We start from the raw sequence: 19,115 nt of genomic DNA on the forward strand, positions 1-19,115 counted from the left end.
CAGCTCTTCTTCTGTTATTCCCAGTACAGCTCCAACTGGTCGCCGCTTTTCAGCTCGCTTTGGAAAGTAGCTACTTCTTTGTTGATCAGCATGACAAAAGTAGTGACGGATTCGCGCTCCGGCTTTTCCAGGGAGACGTCCACATAGCGAAACACATCGCTGAATACGGGTGTCGAGGCAGGAGCTGTCTTGACGCGGATATCGGCTCCGTCGATGACCAGATCGTCAGGCTGGACAGGCTGTCCGTCCTGTGTAATGGCGACCTCGGTGACAGGCAATACGACAAGCTGTCCGTTGAAGTGGACGGAAATCGTCTCCTGCACCCATTCCTCCACCGGGATGACGTCGCGAATGGTCGGGGTAGGCAGCTGCTCCACGCGATAGACGAGCTCATCTCCCTGACGCAGCGTATCGGTCATGGCCGCTGTCCTGCCGTTCACCTCCAGCACTGTCTGGCTGGTTGGGAAGCTGTACGACTGTCCGTTTAGCTGAAATTGGAGCGGAACAGTTGTTGCTACATCGCCAATCTTTTCGCCGATGGCGTGCAGCACCTCTTCGATTGTGCGTGGCAGGCGCAGCTCCACTTCGCTGCGGTCAGCCAACCAGGTGTCGAGCGGGCAGGTTTCGCCGTTGACGCGGGCGATCGGTTCCAGGGAGAGCGGCTTGCCATTGTAGGTAATATCCAAGGTTTCGATGTGCTCCAGCAAGTCTTTGACCTGCACGCTGGCATTTTCCCCGTCCGTTCCGGCTGTGACGTCGAGCGTGTCGCCATCGGCAATCGCGGCATCGAGACTGGCAGCCTCGCCGTTTTTTTCGATGACGGGCGGCGTGCCATGGCCGCCGGGGATGATTTTCATCCGCCCGTTGACCGTGATGCTCATCGCCAGCCCGGGGCGTCCGTAGAGGCGGCGAATGTCGATGCCGGCAGCAATCAGCGCATCACCCAGCGTCATTTTCCGCAGGTCGAAGATGCGCACAGCCATGCCGTTTACATGGGCAGTGATATAGCGCAGCGGGTGGCGACGGGCAGCGACGGCGATCCCCACCGGGGTGACAAACTCAGGGCCGCTCAACAAGTCGTTCTCCCCGATGTATTGCCGGATCGCGTCGGCGCCGCGTACGGCTACGCGTGCAGCCGGGATTTTCAGGACATGGGCTACCTTCTCCGGCAGACCCGGAGTCAGGCTCCCGCCGCCGATCAACATGACGGCTTGCGGCGCTTTGCCGTTTAGCTCGACGATTTTAAAGGCGATTTTTTCCGCCAATTGCTGAACCTCTTTTTCGATTCCGGCGATGATCTCGGCGGATGGCAGCGTTTGCTCCATTCCCAAAATATCCGTAAAGGTTACGCTCTCCTGCGACGTCAAACGGCGCTTCACTTCTTCGGCTACCGGGAAGTCGAGCAAAAAGGCGTTCATCAACGCATCGGTGATCTCGTCGCCGGCGACGGGCACCATGCCGTAGGCTGTGATCGCTCCTTCTTCGGTCAGGGCGACGTCGGAGGTGCCTGCACCAATATCGACCAGGGCGATGTTGAGACGGCGCATCGTGACCGGAATCAGCACGTTGATGGCGGCAATCGGCTCCAGGGTGAGTGCCTGCATGTCCAGATCACAGCGTTTTAGGGCGGCGATCAGCGAATCGACGACGACGCGAGGCAGGAAGGTTGCGATTACATCTACACTGGCATTGTCGCCGCGCTGGTCTACCAGGCTGCCGATCAGTTCGCCGTCCAGGTAGTAGTTGACGACGCTGTAACCGACGCAGTAGTAGCGGGTCGCGTCCTCTTCGTTCAGCTCCTTGGCGAGTTGCGCCTGCGACTCCTGGACGGCTGCGAATTCCAGCGTGAGGACGTCCTCGCGGGTGATGAAGGCATTGCGGGAGAGCGGCATGTCCATGCGCACCCGGCGCGTCCGCAGGGAGCGCCCGGCAGCGGCGACGGCGACCTTGTGCAGCGGACCGTTTCTTTGTTCCAGCTCTTCCTTTATTTGCTGGATGACTTTGGCTACAGCCACGACGTCGTGGATCTGTCCGTCCAGCATGGAACGCTCGTCGTGCTCCTGGATCGCCTGGTCGATTACCCGGTATGTGTCTCCGACAGCTTCCACGATCAGCCCGACAACGCTGCGGGTTCCAATATCTAAAGCAAAGATCAGCTCATTTTCGGCTGCTCGTACATCTTCTAGCAAAGCTACGTCACTCCTCGCAGATGGGACAAATTTCCGGCAACTATCTTTCTATAACATTCGACTTTGCAGATGAGAATCCTGTCGAAAAAAGAATGTTTCACTCTTTTCCATTTACTTTCGCGCTTTTTGGCGTTAAACTGCTGACAGAGGAGTATCAATCGATTATAATTACCCTAATTTATCTGCAAGCGATTGATACATGAATGATGGAAAAGGGAGAGTGGAGAGATTGGCACACGATCAGATCGAAACGATTCGCAAGCAAATTGACCAGTTGAACCTGCAAATTCTCGATTTGCTGAATCAGCGCGCGTCCCTCGTACAGGAGCTGGGCAAGGAAAAGGAAAAGCTGGGAAGCAATCGCTTTGACCCGGAACGTGAGCGGCAAATGCTGAACCAACTGGTAGAACACAACAAGGGACCGTTCAACGACACGACGGTACGTCACCTGTTCAAGCAAATTTTCCAGGTCTCGCTCGATTTGCAAAACGACGAGAAGAAAAAAGTTCTGCTTGTCAGCCGCAAGAAGAAGGCGGAGGATACGGTCGTAACTGTCAAAGGCGTGGAGTTTGGCAACGGCAGCCCGCTGCTGATCGCCGGCCCTTGCTCGGTAGAAAGCTACGAGCAGGTAAAGGCAGTTGCGGAAAATCACGTCAAGCGCGGCCTGCGCGTCCTGCGCGGTGGAGCGTACAAACCGCGTACTTCCCCGTACGATTTCCAAGGGCTGGGTGAAGAAGGCCTGCAAATTCTCAAGCGTATCGGCGACGAGTTCAATCTCGTAACGATCAGTGAAATCGTCACTCCGGGCGACCTGGAGCTGGCCACCCAGTACATCGACGTAATCCAAATCGGCGCACGCAACATGCAAAACTTCGAGCTGTTGAAGGCGGTAGGACGCCTTAACCATCCGGTTCTGCTGAAGCGCGGCCTCTCCGCCACGATCGAGGAGTTCATCTACGCGGCAGAGTACATCCTGGCTGAGGGCAACACGCAGGTCATGCTTTGCGAGCGGGGGATTCGCACTTACGAAAAAGCGACCCGCAACACGCTGGACATCTCTGCGGTACCGCTGCTCAAGCAGGAGACACACCTGCCTGTGTTCGTAGACGTGACCCACTCGACAGGCCGCCGAGACCTGCTTCTGCCAACTGCCAAAGCAGGAATTGCAGTCGGCTCTGACGGCGTGATGGTCGAGGTGCATCCGGACCCTGACGTCGCTTTGTCCGATGCCAAACAACAGTTGAACATTCCGGATTTCAACACATTCCTGGACGAGTTGATCGCTTCCGGTCTGTATAAAGGCGAAGCCGTAACGACGAGAAGATAAACGCGTTTTGTCACCACGTAGAAGAGATCTTTCCTGCAGGAGCTTGAGGAAAGGTCTCTTCTTATTTGACGAAGCGAAGAGGAGTCAAGTAAGCTAGGGGTATCTGTTGTTTTTGGCGAGGAGGGCAAGATGGATGAACGAGCATGACACATGCTGTACCCCGGGGCGGTCGACCGAGCGTTCCGACAAGATCAAGTCCAACCTGGTGTCTCGATTGAACCGGGTGGAGGGGCAAGTCAGGGGAATTCGCGGAATGGTAGAGAAGGACGTGTACTGCGATGACATTCTCAACCAGATCGCTGCTGTCCAATCTGCCCTGAATGCAGTGGGCAAAATTTTGCTGGAGGGGCACATGAAAAGCTGTGTCATGGAGCGCATCCAGCAAGGTGACCACGAAGTGATTGACGAACTGTTGAAAACGATGAACAAGCTGATGAAATAAGGCTGGTTTTCGCTGATCAAAACAATTGCAACACGACACGGCTTGTCGTATCATAGGTGCATATATTTTTGAAAACAATTATGAAAACCATTTAATAGGGAAAGCGAGGGTGTGTGATGCCAGTTACGATCTACGATGTAGCACGCGAAGCGGGAGTTTCGATGGCCACGGTCTCCCGGGTCGTAAACGGGAACCCCAATGTGAAGCCGTTGACACGGAAAAAGGTGTTGGGAGCCATCGAGCGATTGGGATATCGGCCAAATGCGGTTGCCCGTGGACTCGCCAGCAAAAAGACGACGACGGTCGGTGTCATTATCCCGGATATTTCCAGCTTGTTTTTCTCTGAATTGGCGCGCGGCATTGAGGACATCGCGACCATGTACAAGTACAACATTATCTTGTGCAACTCCGACCAGCGGCTGGAGAAGGAGCTGCAACTGATCAACACGCTGTTGGAGAAACAGGTGGACGGGCTTTTGTTCATGGGTGCGGAAATCAAGGAAGACCATTTGCAGGCGCTGACCAGCACTTCGGTTCCGACCGTTCTGGCGGCAACCCGAGATGCGGACAACAAGCTGCCATCGGTCAGCATTGACCACTTCCAGGCAGCGTATGACGCCACGAAGGACCTGATCGAGCGCGGTCACAAGCGAATCGCGATGATTACCGGTCCGCTCACCGATCCGCTCGGCGGGTTGATGCGCTTCGAGGGCTACAAACAGGCGCTGGCTGACGCGGGGATTGCGATGCAGGAGGGGCTGGTCGCATCCGGCAATCTCTTTTACGAATCGGGACTTTCCACGACCAAAGGCTTTTTGCAGTTGAAAGAACCTCCTACCGCCATTTTTGCAGCCAGTGACGAGATGGCGATCGGAGCGATTCACGCGGTGCAGGACTCCGGTCTCAACGTGCCTAGTGATATTGAAGTGATCGGTCACGACAACATTCGTCTGACGGAAATGGTGCGCCCGCGGCTTACCTCTGTCGTTCAGCCCATGTATGACATCGGCGCGGTGGCCATGCGCCTGCTGACGAAATACATGAACAATGAACACGTCGAGGAGCATGTCGTGCTGCTGCCGCATCGCATCGAATACCGGGAGAGCACCAAGGCGTAAGGCAAAAGGACAACGAGAACGGAACAGAAGGCTAGCTTGAGGAGGTTGCTACGATGCGAGTAGGGATTATTGGCGCGATGGACGAGGAAATCGCCCTATATAAGGAAGCAATGAAGGATACCGCGACAACAGTAAAGGCGGGAATCACCTATTACAGCGGGGAACTGGACGGCAAGGCGGTCGTGCTGTGCAAATCGGGAGTGGGCAAAGTCAACGCCGCGGTCACGACACAAATTTTGATCGATCAGTTTCAGGTCGAGCAGGTCATTTTTACAGGGGTCGCAGGGGCGGTCCATCCTGAACTGAACATTGGAGATATTGTCGTCTCCACGGATTGTCTTCAGCATGATATGGATGTAACGGCTCTCGGCTTTGCGCCAGGGCAGATTCCGTACACCGAGCAGTGGGTCTGGAAAGCAGATGATGCGCTGATCCAGCAGGCGGTAGATGCGGGCAAGAAGTTGCAGGGAGACATTCAAGTGGTGACGGGACGTATCTTGTCGGGAGATCAGTTCGTTGCCAGCCGGGAAAAGGTAGCAGCGTTGTATGAACAGTTTGACGCCCATTGTACGGAAATGGAAGGGGCTGCTGTCGCACAGGTTTGTGCGATGAACGACATCCCGTTCGTGATCGTCCGCTCCATGTCTGACAAGGCTGACGGTTCAGCACACGTCAATTTTGTCGAGTTCACGAAGCTGGCATCGCAGCGTTCCTATGAAATCATCCGCAATATGCTCGCTCCGGAGGCGGCGGAAGTGATCGTGTATTCGACGCAAAACTGCATCGATTGCAATATGGTGAAGCAATGGCTGACTGCCAAAGGAGTCTCGTTTGAAGTACGTGATGTGATGACGAGCAGAGCCTATCAGGAAGAGGTAGAGCGCTTCGGATTTATGGGCGTACCGGTAACGGTCAAAGGTGAAAAAGCGGTCAAGGGCTTTCATCCTGGTGAGTTGGAGCAGCTTTTGCAAAACTAACAAGAACGCGCAGAGGGTTGGATACCCGATGCGCGTTTTTTGCGGATTGGTCCATCACTGCTAGCAATTTTTCTTGCCGGAGCATCTGTCTGCCTTTAGTATAATGGTAGGCAGATGCGGAGGAGGGGATCAGATGTCTGATCTGGAGACGATCTTGCACGCGGTGACGAACGGATTTCAACAGGTAAACATGCGCCTCGATCGCCTGGAAGAGCGAGTCGGCAATCTAGAAGCCGATATGAGAGAGGTAAAGCAACGCGTCGGCAATCTGGAAGCTAGCATGGAGGAGATGAACCAACGCGTCGGCAATTTGGAAGCTAGCATGGAGGAGATGAACCAACGCGTCGGCAATCTGGAAGCTAGCATGGAGAAGATGAACCAACGCGTCGGCAATTTGGAAGCTGGCATGGAGGAGATGAATCAACGCGTCGGCAATCTGGAAACTGGCATGGAGGAGATGAACCAACGCGTCGGAAATCTGGAAGCTGGCATGGAGGAGATGAACCAACGCGTCGGCAATCTGGAAGCTGGCATGGAGAAGATGAACCAACGCGTCGGCAATTTGGAAGCTGGCATGGAGGAGATGAATCAACGCGTCGGCAATCTGGAAACGAAGACGGATTCGATGGAGAAAGAAATGCGCTCCGAGTTTGCCGATGTTCGCAGCCGATTGGATGCGCTACAGCACACAGTTGATCGCATCGAACACCACCAGCAGGATGAAGTGGTCGGCATGCTGAGGCTGGTAAAGGGAAAGACGGAGATCCACGAGCATAAAATCGATTCATTAAACAAACGCCTGCTGGAAGTGGAGGCACATATCCAAAAGGTCGTTAACCAGTAAAAGAAGCTGGTTTTTTTTGTGCAAAAAAACTCCCCTGCCAACATGCTTGACAGGAGAGGAAAAAGCGTCATCGTTTTCAGTCATTTGCTGCGACAGGTGCATACATGATCGCCCGCTCCAGCGTCACCTTGTTTTTCTGGGTAATTTCCGTACGGCGCGGGATGGGAGGAAAAGGCTCGTCTAACAACTGGGCGGGGAGCGGAAGCTGGCTGAACGGCTGCCATTTTTCCTTCCACGAGTCGGGAATCGGTTGGTCGGCGAGTGGCTGGTCGCTCATCTCGCTCCAGAGCAGAGTCCAGGCCCGGGGAACGACACGCCATATATCGTAGCCACCTCCGCCGACGGCAATCCATCTGCCGTCGCAATAGGCATGGGCCAATTGATGGGCTAGTCTGGGCACCTGCTGGTAGATGCGCATCGAACAGGAGAGGTGGGTCAACGGATCGTGGGCATGCGCATCGCATCCATTTTGCGTAAGGATCACATCCGGTTTGAAGCCTCGCACCAGCCTGGGAATCAACTCCTGATAAATTTCGAGGAAGGAATCATCTTCCGTAAACGCTTCCAAGGGAATGTTGACGGAATATCCGTACCCGCTGCCGTCGCCCCGTTCGGTGATGTTTCCGGTCCCGGGAAACAAGTACTTTCCCGTCTCATGGAGTGAGACTGTCAGCACGTTGGGATCGTCGTAAAACGCCCATTGCACCCCATCTCCGTGATGCGCATCCGTGTCGATATACAGGATGCGCGCATCCCAATGTTTGCGCATGTACGCGATCGCCACCGAGCAGTCGTTGTAGATGCAAAAGCCGGACGCCTTGCCGCGAAACGCGTGATGCAGTCCGCCAGCCGGGTTGAAGGCATGCGGAGCCACTCCGTTCATTACTGTATCGACCGCTTGAAGCGTACCGCCGACGATCAATGCCGAAGCCTCATGCATGCCGACAAAGCTCGGGACATCTTCGGTTCCCAGTCCATAGCTGTCTGCGAGCGGCAGGATGTCTTTGCTTCGGCCCTGTTCGCGCACAAACTCGATATAGCGCGGATCGTGCACCAGTGCCAATTCGTCGTCAGTCGCCTGGCGCGGTGCGAGAATATCCTCGTCGCGAAGCAGTCCGTATGCGCGCATCAGATCATGGGTGAGCAGCAGCCGCCGCTGATTGAAGGGGTGTTCGTCGTGAAAATAGTACTTTGTATAATCGGCAGAGTAGATCAAGCGTGCATTGCGACTCACCGCGAATCCCCTCCATTTGTCGGCGCAATCACGGTATGGCCGCGCGCTTCCAGCAACCGGATCAATGGACGGGTATCAAAGCTCTGGACGCGAAACACCAGCCGTTTTGTCGCTTCTTTTTTCCCCGGCAAGACGACGACACTGCAAACATTGACCTGTGCCTCGCGAAAAACCTGGCTGACGTCCGCGAGCGAGCCGACCCGGTCGCCAACCTCTACTTCAATGTGGGAACTAGGCTTGTTGACGCCGAACAGTTCGATCAGGCTGATGAACAAATCCGATTCTGTAATCATCCCCACGAGCTGATTATCTTGCATGACTGGCAGCGAGCCGATCTTGTGCTCGTACAGCAGGGAGGCAGCGTCTTCGATAAAGTCCAACGGGTGAGCCGTAATCACTTGTTTTTGCATAATGGCGGATATCGGCTTTTGCAAAATCAGTTCATCATCCTCATGGGTCAACAGACGGGAAGGCAGGGCATCGCGCAAATCACGGTCGGAGATGATGCCTACCAGCTTCCCTTGCTCGACTACGGGCAGGTGGCGAATCCGGTTGACCCGCAGCAAAAGGTGTGCTTCTCTGATGGTCGTGGAGGGTGCAACCGTTACTAGGTTCTTTCGCATGATATCTTCAATGCGCATCATAGAGACCCCCATTGTTCAGATCAGTATAAAAAGCGGTTTTGAAAACGCATGGCGTCAAAGGCTTCGACACTCTCCGTCGGGACACGCTTCCCGATTCTGGCCATGAGACAATTGGCAGGGTGGCTGCAAATTTCGGGATCGTCTGTAGCCATCCAGGACATGCCGACACTGCCCATCACCTTTTCCATTACTTTACGGTATTGCCAGACGTCTAGTCCTGTACCTTTCAAATCCCAATGCCAGTAATACTCGGTAGTAATGACGATGTAGTCTTCCATGGCGTCGTCCATAAAAGCGACTTCCAGCAGCTTTTTGGCGACACCTCCTGCTCGGATCAGATGGCTGATTTCGATCGCTCCCAGCTCCAGCAGATCAGGGAGCTTTGCTTGCGACCAACGCTCCAACGGATCGGGATGGAGGAATGTGGCGTAACCGAGGACGAGGTCTTCTTCCCGTGCGACAATCAGACGTCCCTCAGGCAGGTCGGCAATTTCAATCAGGGCCTGATGTTGCATCTCGGGAATGCGAAATGCCTTGAGTCCCTCGTCAAACCGGTACGATGCCAGGGTCGCTCCTGAAATGGGCCCTTCGACCGTCACATTTCTCCCGTTGACCACCATGGTTTGCGAGTAAAACCGCTTGATATGCTCCATCTGGAGAGATTCACCTCCCTGTTGGTAGAAAAAGAGAGATGGCACGTGCTCCATCTCTTTTTTTCGTTTGCTATTGATTACGGTTGGGCTCGAACGACGTTGGAAAACGGCGATTCACCGTAGCTGTTGACTGCTGTGACCGTATAGCTGGCGTTTGGCAATCCTTCGACGTGGATGTAGCCAGTGCCGGAAATCGTATCGATCAGCAGGAACCCGCTGTTGCCGTCCGGGCTAAAGTAAATGTTGTAGGCAATCACCTGATCTGCTGCGGGATTGGCCTGCCATTTCAGTGCCCAGCCGCTTCCTTGTGCAGTGATCGAGAGCGACTGTGGAGCTGAAGGAGGTGTCGCAGTCGTGCCTGTATTTTGTCCCGGTTGATTGTCGCCTGGGTTCATCCAGTCGCCGCCTCCGGTGTTCGGCAACGATGGGCTGCCATCTCCAGGAGTTCCGCCTGGCGGAGTCACCGGTATTTCCCATGTCGTGCTCGAACCGACTGAAGCGATTGGCGATGGCTGTGACTCAAGTCCGGTAATATCGACCGCGGTTACGTAGTACGCCGTATCGCCTTGTGGCGGATTGGCGTCCGTGAAGGTCAGTACACCGGAATCTTTCACAGTCCCGATCCGGCTAAAGCCGTTTAGCGTATCTGCACGATAGATGCGGTAGCCGAGCAAATCGGCTTCCTTCGCCGATTGCCAGGTCAGCGCGATGCCGCCCTCGCCACGGGTCGCCGTAAGCGAACTCGGCGAGGAAGGTGCACCTGGCACTTCCGTACGCGGATCTTCTTCGTCGGGTAGCCGCTGTTCCCAATCCGGCGGACGCACGGCAACCTTGTTGTTCGCCTTTTGAATCTCAGCCTTGCTCGGGAGCGGATCAGGCGAGCGGTAGAAGATGCCCTCCGTAACGAAGTCGTCCGGCGTTCCTTCCTTGGCCAGGTAGCGCTCTCCCTCGATTGTGACAATCCGGGCTTTCTGGTGGCTGTCGTCCACTTTCGTCGGGACGAAGCGGCGGTTGAAAATGTCGGTGATGACGTGCCCGGCTTCCTTGGACAGCTCGCTGGGCAGCAGTCCCGACTTCGAGTCCACCGTCGCCGTGACAATCCCGTCTGGCCGTTTAAAGCTGGCGTCGGCAGGGGATATTTGCGGGTGCTTCTCGATCATTTCATTTATAATTTTGCCCCAGACAGTCATCGGGACGTTTTTGTCCGCAGTCGGAATCGGATACGGCTGGTCAAAGCCGACCCAGACGCCGAGCGATACTTCCGGCGTGTATCCGACAAACCACAGGTCGTGCTCGCTGTTGGTCGTACCGGTCTTCCCGGCCACGTCCACCTTGCGCGGTACGAATCGGCGGATATGCGTACCAGTACCGGAATTGACTACCGTACGCATCATGTCCGTGATCAGGTAAGCGGTCTGTTCGCTGTACACTTGTACCGGCTGCGATTGGTGGCGGTAGATCACATGGCCCTTGCTGTCTTCGATACGGTCGATCAGATAGGCGTCGACGAACGTGCCGTTGTTGGCAAAGGTGGCGTATGCGTTGGTCATTTCCTCTACAGTAGTCCCGTATGTAAGACCGCCGATAACACCCGTTTGCGCGTAATTGTCCGCGTCGACCAACGTCGTGATCCCCATTTTTTTCACGTATTCCAGCGCGGTCGGAATCCCTACTTTCAGATACGCCTTGATCGCCGGAATATTCCACGACATGCGCAGCGCCTCGCGCGCACTCATCATTCCTTGCCACTGGTTGTTCCAGTTTTTCGGCAGATGGACTCCTTTTTGCCCGTCAGCGAGCAGGATCGGGGAGTCATCCAGCGGAGAAGCTGGTTGCAGCAGTCCCAGTTCAAAAGCCGGTGCGTACGCCGCCAGCGGTTTCATCGCGGAACCAGGCTGACGCGGTGCGGTAGCGTGGTTGGTCTGTTCGACGGTAAAATCGCGTCCGCCGATCATTCCCAGGATGGCGCCAGTCTGGTTGTGGATCATCATTGCGCCGACTTCTTCCAATGCGTCTTCGATCGTTTCCTTTTTGCCGTTGGCACGCGTGATCGTATAGGTGCGGTTTTTTCCGAAATTGTCCGGATCAGAAGCGATTTGATTCATAATTCCTTGCACATTCGGATCAAACGTGGTGTACACCTTGTAGCCATTTCGCAAAATGTCGCGACGCTTTTCCTCGACCAGCAGCCGGTATTCATTGTTGCCGAGTTCGGATCTGTCTCTGCCTTTTTCTTTCAGTTCCGCGTTAACCAGTGTACGCGCAGCACGCTCCTCAATTTCCATCATCAGAAACGGAACTTCGCGGTACGCCTGTTGCGTCGGCTTGGCCAAGTTTGCCGTCAAATCGGCTCCCAAGGCTTCGTCGTACTGTTGCTGCGTGATGTAGCCATTTTCCATCATCCGGTCGAGCACCATTTTCTGGCGCTCTTTGCCGCGTTCGTACCCTTCCGATGTAAACGGTGTGTAGGCCCCGGGGTTTTGGATCATACCCGCGAGGTACGACGCCTCGCTCAGATTCAATTCCTTGACCTCTTTGCCAAATATCCCCTTGGAGGCAGCTTGGACACCGTACACGTTGGAGCCATTGGCATTTTTACCAAAGTAGATTTCGTTCATGTACGCTTCCAAAATCTCGTCTTTGGAGAACATTCGCTCAATGCGCAGCGCGTGAAAGATTTCCCGTGCTTTCCGGGCATGACTGACCTCGTGCGTGAGGATCGTATTTTTCACCAATTGCTGCGTGATCGTACTCCCGCCTGTTACGACAGGTTGGTTGGTCAACTCCTGGAATGCAGCGCGCAACGTGGATTGAAGAGCAATTCCGTTGTGGTATAAAAAGTTTCTGTCTTCCGTTGCGATGATTGCGTTGATCATATAGGGAGAAACATCTGCCTTTTTCACCAAACGCCTGTCGCCTTCTTCTGCGCGTAGTTGACCGATCAGTGAGCCATCGTTGTAATAGGCAAACCCGGTCAAATAGTTTGTAAAGATTTTCTGCTCGAATTCTTCTTTGGAGCGTACAGGTTCGTCTTTTACGAGTGCGGCCACATAACCTGTCAAAATTCCTCCGGCACCTGCAGCAGCCATAAGTCCCAGCAATACGATCAATTGGAGCATGCCCCAAAACAATCGGTTGCGGCCCCGACGGCGCTTTTGCTTCTTCTTTGATTCAGAGGAAGGTGTGCGGTTGTTCGACATGACTCTACTCCCCCCTAACATTCAGCCTGATTATACCATAGGAGGAACCCGGAGGATAGAAGGTGCGAAGTTGACATCACGGTTTCGTTATGTAAGAATAACGCTATATGTTTGCAAGAATAAGGAAGCAGGCGTTGAACGGCTAGAGTAGCGCGTGATCGAGGGACAGGCAGAGAGCTGGTGGTAGGTGCAAACCAGCCCGTCGCACGGCGTGAAGTACAAGTCGGGAGCCTTCTGGCAATATATGCCGGACGGAACAGGCCGTTACCCTGTATCTGAGAGGAAAAGAACAAACGCTTCTTTTCAATTAGGGTGGTACCGCGGGTAATAACTCGTCCCTTTTTGAAAAGGGCGTATTTTTTTGTCAAAAGAAAGGAGATTTTCAAGGCATGAGTGAACAAGCGACAGACAAGCTGGTGCTGACGGAAGCGCAGAAGCAGGAGGTGGAGCGGCAGTTGGCGATTCTTCGCCGGGGAGCGATGGAGATCATCCCCGAAGAGGATTTGCGCCGCAAGCTGGAACGGTTCGTGGTGACCGGAAAGCCGCTCAAGGTAAAGCTCGGACTGGACCCGTCCGCCCCGGACATCCACGTCGGTCATACTGTAGTCTTGCAAAAGATGCGCCAGTTCCAGGAGCTGGGCCACGAGATCCAGCTTTTGATCGGTGATTTTACCGGACGCATCGGCGATCCTACCGGCAAATCCGAGACGCGCAAACAGTTGACGGAGGAGCAGGTGAAGCATAATGCGCAAAGCTACGTGGAGCAATTCGGCAAAGTGCTTGATTCCAGCCGCGTGACGGTGCATTACAACTCTACGTGGCTCGCTCCGATGACGTTTGCCGACGTGGTAGGATTGGCTGCCAAGACGACGGTCGCCCGGATGATGGAGCGAGACGATTTTGAAAAACGCTTCAACAGCGGCTTGCCGATTTCCGTCCACGAGTTTTTCTACCCGCTGATGCAGGGCTATGATTCCGTGGCGCTGGAAAGCGACGTGGAGCTGGGCGGTACCGACCAGAAGTTCAACCTGCTGATGGGACGCAATTTGCAAAAGGAATACGGGCAGGAGCAGCAGGTGATCATCACCATGCCGCTGCTGGAGGGCTTGGATGGCGTGCAAAAAATGTCCAAAAGCCTGGGCAACTACATCGGCGTAAACGAAGAGCCAAACGAGATTTACGGCAAGGCGATGTCCGTGCCCGACGAGCTGATGATGCGCTACTACGAACTGGCTACCGATCTCAGTCTGGAAGAGCTGGAAGCGCTGCGTGCCGGTCTGGCTGACGGCAGTGTCCATCCGCGCGACGCGAAAATGCGCCTGGCGAAAACCTTCGTCCGCATGTATCACGGTGCGGAAGCGGCAGAAGAGGCGGAAAACTACTTCAAGACCGTCTTCCAGCAGCGCGCCCTGCCGACCGACATCCCGGAAGTGACGGTCGACCTGTCCGCTTACGAGAACGGCGAAGCCAATATCGTCAACCTCGCATTTGACCTCGGACTGGCTGCATCCAAAGGGGAAGCGCGCCGCATGGTCCAGCAGGGGGCCGTAAAAGTAAACGAGGAAAAGGTGGACGACATCAACCAGTCGGTGAAGCTGACTGCCGGAATGGTCGTCCAGGTAGGGAAGAGAAAGTTCGCCAAGATCAACCTGTAAAAAAACGGGTGCTCCCGCGAGTTGCATGTACAGCTCGCAGGGCACCCGTTTTTGTCTGGAAAAGGGGAGTGATCGCTTTCCAGTATGTGCATCTGGCTTGCGGGATGGCTGTTGCCGATCAGTCGGCGACAGGGAACCAGCCCGGCGTATTCAGGATCGCTTGCCATAGCGGGTCGGGAACTTCGAGCAGAGCCTGATCCCCTCGGCGCAGAACCGTGCGGATCGTATCTTCTTGCCCGTTTTCGACTTTTTCCACCCAGTCCGGCTCCATGATCAATTCCCGGCCGAGCGCGATGAAGGCAACGCCAGTTTGCAGCGCTCGCAGCGCTTCGTCGGCGGTATGGATCGAACCGACGCCGATCAGCGGCACGCGATTGGCGATTGCCTCCAGCAGCAGCTCGACGCGTTTTTTCCCCGCGTCGACAGCCCTGGAGCGGGGAGCAGACCAGAAGTCTTGCAGCGAGACGTGCAGGTAGTCCAGCTCTTTGTTTGCCAGCACATCGACCAAGGCCAGCGTATCTTCCATGGCGATACCGGGCGTCGTAGGCTCTTCGGGGGAGAAGCGGTAGCCGATCACAAACGGCTCTTTCGCATGCTCGGCAACGACGCGTTTGACCTCATCGACGATGGCCAGCGGGAAATTCATGCGCTTTTCCAGGCTGCCGCCCCAGTGGTCGTCCCGGCGGTTGGAGTGAGGGGAGAAAAACTGCTGAATCAAATATCCGTTTGCTCCGTGAATTTCGACTCCGTCATAGCCGGCTTCAATCGCGCGCCGCGTCGTCTCGCCAAAAGCGCGGATGATGTGGCGCACTTCTTCTTCGCTGAGAGCTTCGGGCACTTTTGCCCCTGCACGTTCGGAGGCGACGGCGCTGGCACTGACGATTCGGCCATCCGGCACCAGTTCAGGGGGACATTCACGGCCGCCGTGGAAAATTTGCAGGATCGCTTTGGCTCCCTTTGCCTTGATCGCAGAAGCCAGTTCGCGCAAGCTCGGGATGATTTCATCGGAATGGCCGGCAAATTCTCCGGGGAAGCCTTTGCCATCTGCGGTGACGTAAGTGCAGGCCGTAATCACCATGCCCGGACCTTTGGAACGGCGGGCGTAATAGCGAACCTCTGCCTTGGATACGGTGTCATCCGGATTCGAGGAAAAATTGGTCATCGGCGCCATCACGATGCGATTTTGCACGGTGGTTCCGCTGCGAAAGGTAAACGGCTGAAATAGCGGTTGGTATTTGGCATTCATACTCGTACTCGGCACTCCTTTGCTCCAGTTTTCAAAAGGGAAGACGACAACCACGCTTTCATGGTTCCCCAATTTCGAAAAAACAGCCTGTGCTTGGTTGGAGGATACTGGTTGGCCGTTTCGATTCATTATTATCTGTCATTTTGCTAGTATTCGTAAAGGCAATAACTTTAGGAAAGTACAATCGTGCAAAAAAAAAAAAAAGCAGCCCGATAAACGGGACTGCTCTTTTGCTGCTCAAACGATTAACGGCTGTAGAACTCAACGATCAGGACTTCGTTGATTTCAGCAGGCATTTCTTCACGATCTGGCAGGCGAGTGTACGTACCTTCACCTGTAGCATCGTTGAAGGAGATGTAGTTTGGCAGGAAGTTGCGGTTTTCCAGAGAATCCTTGATCAATTGCACATCGCGGGATTTCTCGCGAACGGAAATCACATCACCTGGTTGTACACGGTAGGAAGGAATGTTTACCTTTTTGCCGTTTACCAGGAAGTGGCCGTGGTTTACCAGTTGGCGCGCAGCCGGACGAGTCGGTGCGAAGCCCATGCGGTATACCAGGTTATCCAGACGGGATTCCAGCAATTTCATAAAGTTTTCGCCCACTACGCCAGCCATTTTGTTGGCTTGATCAAACGTGCGGCGGAATTGTTTTTCGTTAAGGCCAAACATGTGGCGCAGTTTTTGCTTCTCTTGCAATTGTACCCCGTACTCGCTGATTTTACGACGGCTGTTGTGGCCGTGTTGACCAGGAGGGAAGTTGCGCTTGATGTCTTTTCCTGTACCATCGAGAGAGATACCCAGACGACGAGCAAGTTTGTGGCGAGGCCCTGTGTAACGTGACATAATTTCAGTCTCCTTTAATATGGGATTCGCAGGTGTTTACTTCCGAGAGGTTAGTTCCTTCTTTATCTACACGAACTTCGGACGGTAGCGTTTCCGCATCGTGCTCCTTTGCAGAGTGTTCAGCCGCAGTCTGAAAGGGAAGAAACTAGAGAGGGGTGAGCCTTTCGTTTTTACCTGCAATCAATGCTACCCTGTACACATACACTTTATAATACTAGGCATTATGTCAGAAAGTCAAGAGAAAGAACGCCACCTGCGATCGTGCTGGCAGATGGCGTTCTTCTTTGTGGAGAACCAGTGCAAAGCAGGTCAGGACCTACTAGAAACGCAGCGGAGATTTTGGCTGCAGCTCGCTTCGTTTTTCCAGGAAACGGCTGAAGGTGATCGCCGCATCAGCCCTGCTGACAGTCGCTTGCGGCTGGAACTGTTGTCCGGTTGTCGGAATGATTCCCAGGCGGCTGGCGATAATGATCGCGCCACGCTCTTTTGCGTTGGCGATATCGGTCAGGTTGCTGCTGAACATGTCGGAGTATTCAGCGAGGCTGTTGTACCCGAGAGCGCGGACGATCATCGAAGCGAGTTCCTCCCGCGTAATTGGCTCGTCGGGACGCAGGTTGCCGGATTGTCTGTCGAGCAAACCGTAGTCGACCGCATTTTCTACCGCAGAGAAGTAACGGGAGCTATGTGACACATCGCCGAAGCTGGCTTTCCGCTCCGAGGAGAAGAGCGGGTAGTAGCGGCCGTTGTTCAGGCTGATCATCAGCATCTCGATCATCTCGCCGCGTGTGATTTCCTTCTCCGGCATGATTTTGCCGTCAATCAGCGTAAGCGCGTCGTATTCGTACATCAAGAGCAGCTCTTTCGCCGCTGGATGTCCTTCCAAATCGCTCGGATTTTCCCGGTGCAGATCAATCGGTTTGCCGCTGCTCTGCGAGCGCCATTCTCCGGTGACCGCATCGAGGAAGTACGGTTGCTCGTGGGTTGCGGGAGTAGCGCGGTATACCAGCATGGCATCGCGTTTGGGCAATACCGAGGACGTCTCTGCTCGTCTCTTGTCAGCCGGGCTGTACGGTTGCAGTACATAGACGGCTTCCACCTCTGCCTCTGCCCACCACGTGTCGGCAGCTTCTTCCGGCGTGATCGTTTCGGGCAGTTCCTCCGGATACTCTTCTTGGCCGATTTCGGCGAAGTAGTAGATGACTTCCCCGGAATCGCTGTCAAAGGTAACCGAGGCAGAGCCTGAAGCAGCCGCGACTTCCCCGACATAGCGCTGGAACGAAAGCGTAAATTCCGAGACCTCTGGCTTGAAGGCGGATGCGGAGTGTTCATTCCAGTAGAACTGGTCGGCGAGGGTAGGCGTCCATTTGCGAATGGTTTCCGTCGCCTTTTCCTTCCATTGAGAGATGTCGGTTTGGCTTGCTGCTGCGCTTTCTTTCAGCGGTATCGGTCTGTTCTTGGAGAAGGAGTAGACATCACCGGTCTGTGCATCGATCGAGACGTTGGCGAATTCGACTTCTTTTCCGTTTTGTTTTTCAAACGTCAGATCCCAGACAGGCAGGTTTTTGCGGTAGCTGTTCTCGCTGTAGTACGCAGAGCGCAATTCGAATCCCGACAATTGGAAAAGGCGCGTAGCCAGTCTTGCCGCTTCTTCCTGCGAGAGCGCCTTGCCTTGATGGTTGGCGGTCAGAGCGCGGTTGCTTACCGGTTCCGGTTGCTCGATCTGGGTACGAGGAACGAGCGATTGCGTCAGCACAGTGCCGTCAGCAGCGTTGATCAGGAAGGAAAACGGATCATTGTACGCGAGCAGCGGCTTGTTGCGCAGATCCCCTTGACCGTTCCAGGGCATGATGTACGAGAGGGCAGGCTTTGTCGCTTCGCTCAACTTCTCGGTCGCTTCCTCGATCGAGACCGGGTTGTCTGGTTTGGCAAAGCGAATCTCGTCATCCCAGTTCATATTGTAGCTGGTCACTGTGCCCGCAGCGTTGACCGAAATGTCGATTCCGTTGTCGGGAAACAGGATGCCGTCGACAACGCGAGCGAAGCTGAAGTAGTACGGTGTGTCGGCGTTCAGCGGCGTTTTGGGAGGTGGCGTGCGCAGCGAGAGCCTGGTGGAATTGGCTTTGTCGCCGCCATGTGCCTTCAGGAATGCTTCTGCCTTTTGCAGTGCTTCCTCATAGCTGATCCGCTGAGCGTATGCTACCTGACCTGCCTTCTGGTCGTAGTGGGAATAGGACGTCAGTTCACCCGTGTTGGCGTGAATGCTGATATTGGTATAGGCCTGTTCCTCGGTTTGATCCGCGCTTTTTTTCGTCCAGGTAAAGGACCATTCCGGAAAAGTCCGCCACAGATCGGGTGAACGGAACGAAACATGGGTCAGCTCCATTCCACTGCCTGATACGAGGCGTTGGGCGATGGCCTGTGCACGGTCCTTGGAAAATTTGACATTGCTGCTCGCAGCTGCCACTGCGGCAAGCTCCCCGCTGATTGCGCCAGGCAGTGGCTGTGGTACCGCCGGTGTACTGGCAGCATACGCAGAGGAGAGAGGAACCAGCAGACTGGTAGTGAGAAGTACAGCCGTGGAACGATATGTCCATGGTTTCATTGAAAACAACCTCCGTAGGTGAATAAAATGATCCTGCATACTACCTCTGACGACAGACAGGAGTCACCTGTTTCACCAAAATGGAAAAAAAGAGCAGATGCCGGCAGTTCAAAGCGCCCCAGCAATTGCCTCAGCAAGA

At 54.7% G+C, this 19,115-nt stretch carries 14 protein-coding genes and 1 other annotated feature; of the genes, 6 read left to right on the forward strand and 8 right to left on the reverse strand.

Going from position 1 to position 19,115, the window contains the following annotated elements; all coding sequences use genetic code 11:
- Positions 1–14 precede the first annotated feature (14 nt).
- The gene (locus tag ACAF76_RS05430; RefSeq protein WP_421617618.1) at positions 15–2,189 is read right to left on the reverse strand and encodes a cell division protein FtsA; all 2,175 of its coding nucleotides are present in this window, start codon (positions 2,187–2,189) and stop codon (positions 15–17) included.
- A 229-nt stretch (positions 2,190–2,418) separates the two neighbouring features.
- On the opposite strand from ACAF76_RS05430, the gene ACAF76_RS05435 reads away from it, so the two are divergent.
- The 5 genes from ACAF76_RS05435 (at position 2,419) to ACAF76_RS05455 (ending at position 6,897) form a co-directional block, all read left to right on the forward strand.
- Positions 2,419–3,516 carry a bifunctional 3-deoxy-7-phosphoheptulonate synthase/chorismate mutase gene (locus ACAF76_RS05435; protein WP_421617619.1) on the forward strand — a complete coding sequence of 366 codons (1,098 nt, stop codon included), beginning with the start codon at positions 2,419–2,421 and terminating at the stop codon, positions 3,514–3,516.
- A 133-nt stretch (positions 3,517–3,649) separates the two neighbouring features.
- Positions 3,650–3,958, forward strand: coding sequence for a metal-sensitive transcriptional regulator (locus ACAF76_RS05440; RefSeq protein ID WP_421617620.1), 309 nt, complete (start codon positions 3,650–3,652; stop codon positions 3,956–3,958).
- A 116-nt stretch (positions 3,959–4,074) separates the two neighbouring features.
- Positions 4,075–5,076 (forward strand): catabolite control protein A, encoded by a 1,002-nt coding sequence (ccpA, locus tag ACAF76_RS05445; RefSeq protein WP_421617621.1) that lies wholly within the window; start codon positions 4,075–4,077, stop codon positions 5,074–5,076.
- Between the two features lie 53 nt (positions 5,077–5,129).
- Positions 5,130–6,053, forward strand: a complete 924-nt coding sequence (locus tag ACAF76_RS05450) for a 5'-methylthioadenosine/adenosylhomocysteine nucleosidase (protein ID WP_421617622.1) — start codon at positions 5,130–5,132, stop codon at positions 6,051–6,053.
- Positions 6,054–6,186: 133 nt separating this feature from the next.
- The gene (locus ACAF76_RS05455) at positions 6,187–6,897 is read left to right on the forward strand and encodes a tropomyosin (protein ID WP_421617623.1); all 711 of its coding nucleotides are present in this window, start codon (positions 6,187–6,189) and stop codon (positions 6,895–6,897) included.
- A gap of 76 nt (positions 6,898–6,973) precedes the next feature.
- On the opposite strand, the gene ACAF76_RS05460 is transcribed toward ACAF76_RS05455, so the two are convergent.
- The 4 genes from ACAF76_RS05460 to ACAF76_RS05475 all read right to left on the reverse strand — a co-directional run bounded on the left by ACAF76_RS05460 (position 6,974) and on the right by ACAF76_RS05475 (position 12,628).
- A complete protein-coding gene (locus ACAF76_RS05460; RefSeq protein WP_421617624.1) occupies positions 6,974–8,131 on the reverse strand; it encodes an acetoin utilization protein AcuC in 1,158 nt (385 codons plus the stop codon).
- Entirely contained in the window at positions 8,128–8,772 is a 645-nt protein-coding gene (locus tag ACAF76_RS05465) for a CBS and ACT domain-containing protein (protein ID WP_421617625.1), read from the reverse strand. The genes ACAF76_RS05460 and ACAF76_RS05465 overlap by 4 nt, the downstream gene beginning before the upstream one ends.
- Before the next feature lie 23 nt (positions 8,773–8,795).
- Positions 8,796–9,428, reverse strand: a complete 633-nt coding sequence (locus ACAF76_RS05470) for an N-acetyltransferase (RefSeq protein WP_421617626.1) — start codon at positions 9,426–9,428, stop codon at positions 8,796–8,798.
- Positions 9,429–9,505: 77 nt separating this feature from the next.
- Positions 9,506–12,628 (reverse strand): transglycosylase domain-containing protein, encoded by a 3,123-nt coding sequence (locus ACAF76_RS05475; RefSeq protein ID WP_421617627.1) that lies wholly within the window; start codon positions 12,626–12,628, stop codon positions 9,506–9,508.
- Positions 12,629–12,753: 125 nt separating this feature from the next.
- Positions 12,754–12,971, forward strand: a binding site (T-box leader).
- 46 nt (positions 12,972–13,017) lie between these two features.
- Here ACAF76_RS05475 and tyrS point away from each other — a divergent pair.
- Positions 13,018–14,283 (forward strand): tyrosine--tRNA ligase, encoded by a 1,266-nt coding sequence (tyrS, locus tag ACAF76_RS05480; RefSeq protein WP_421617628.1) that lies wholly within the window; start codon positions 13,018–13,020, stop codon positions 14,281–14,283.
- A gap of 118 nt (positions 14,284–14,401) precedes the next feature.
- Here tyrS and ACAF76_RS05485 read toward each other — a convergent pair whose 3' ends face one another.
- The 3 genes from ACAF76_RS05485 to ACAF76_RS05495 form a co-directional block, all read right to left on the reverse strand.
- On the reverse strand, positions 14,402–15,529 hold the full coding sequence (locus ACAF76_RS05485) for an NADH-dependent flavin oxidoreductase (RefSeq protein WP_421617629.1): 1,128 nt from the start codon (positions 15,527–15,529) through the stop codon (positions 14,402–14,404).
- 245 nt (positions 15,530–15,774) lie between these two features.
- Entirely contained in the window at positions 15,775–16,374 is a 600-nt protein-coding gene (gene rpsD / locus ACAF76_RS05490; protein WP_421617630.1) for a 30S ribosomal protein S4, read from the reverse strand.
- Between the two features lie 319 nt (positions 16,375–16,693).
- Entirely contained in the window at positions 16,694–18,976 is a 2,283-nt protein-coding gene (locus ACAF76_RS05495) for an S-layer homology domain-containing protein (protein WP_421617631.1), read from the reverse strand.
- Between the last annotated feature and the right edge of the window lie 139 nt (positions 18,977–19,115).

Source organism: Brevibacillus sp. TJ4 (assembly GCF_044627595.2).
Taxonomy (GTDB): domain Bacteria; phylum Bacillota; class Bacilli; order Brevibacillales; family Brevibacillaceae; genus Brevibacillus.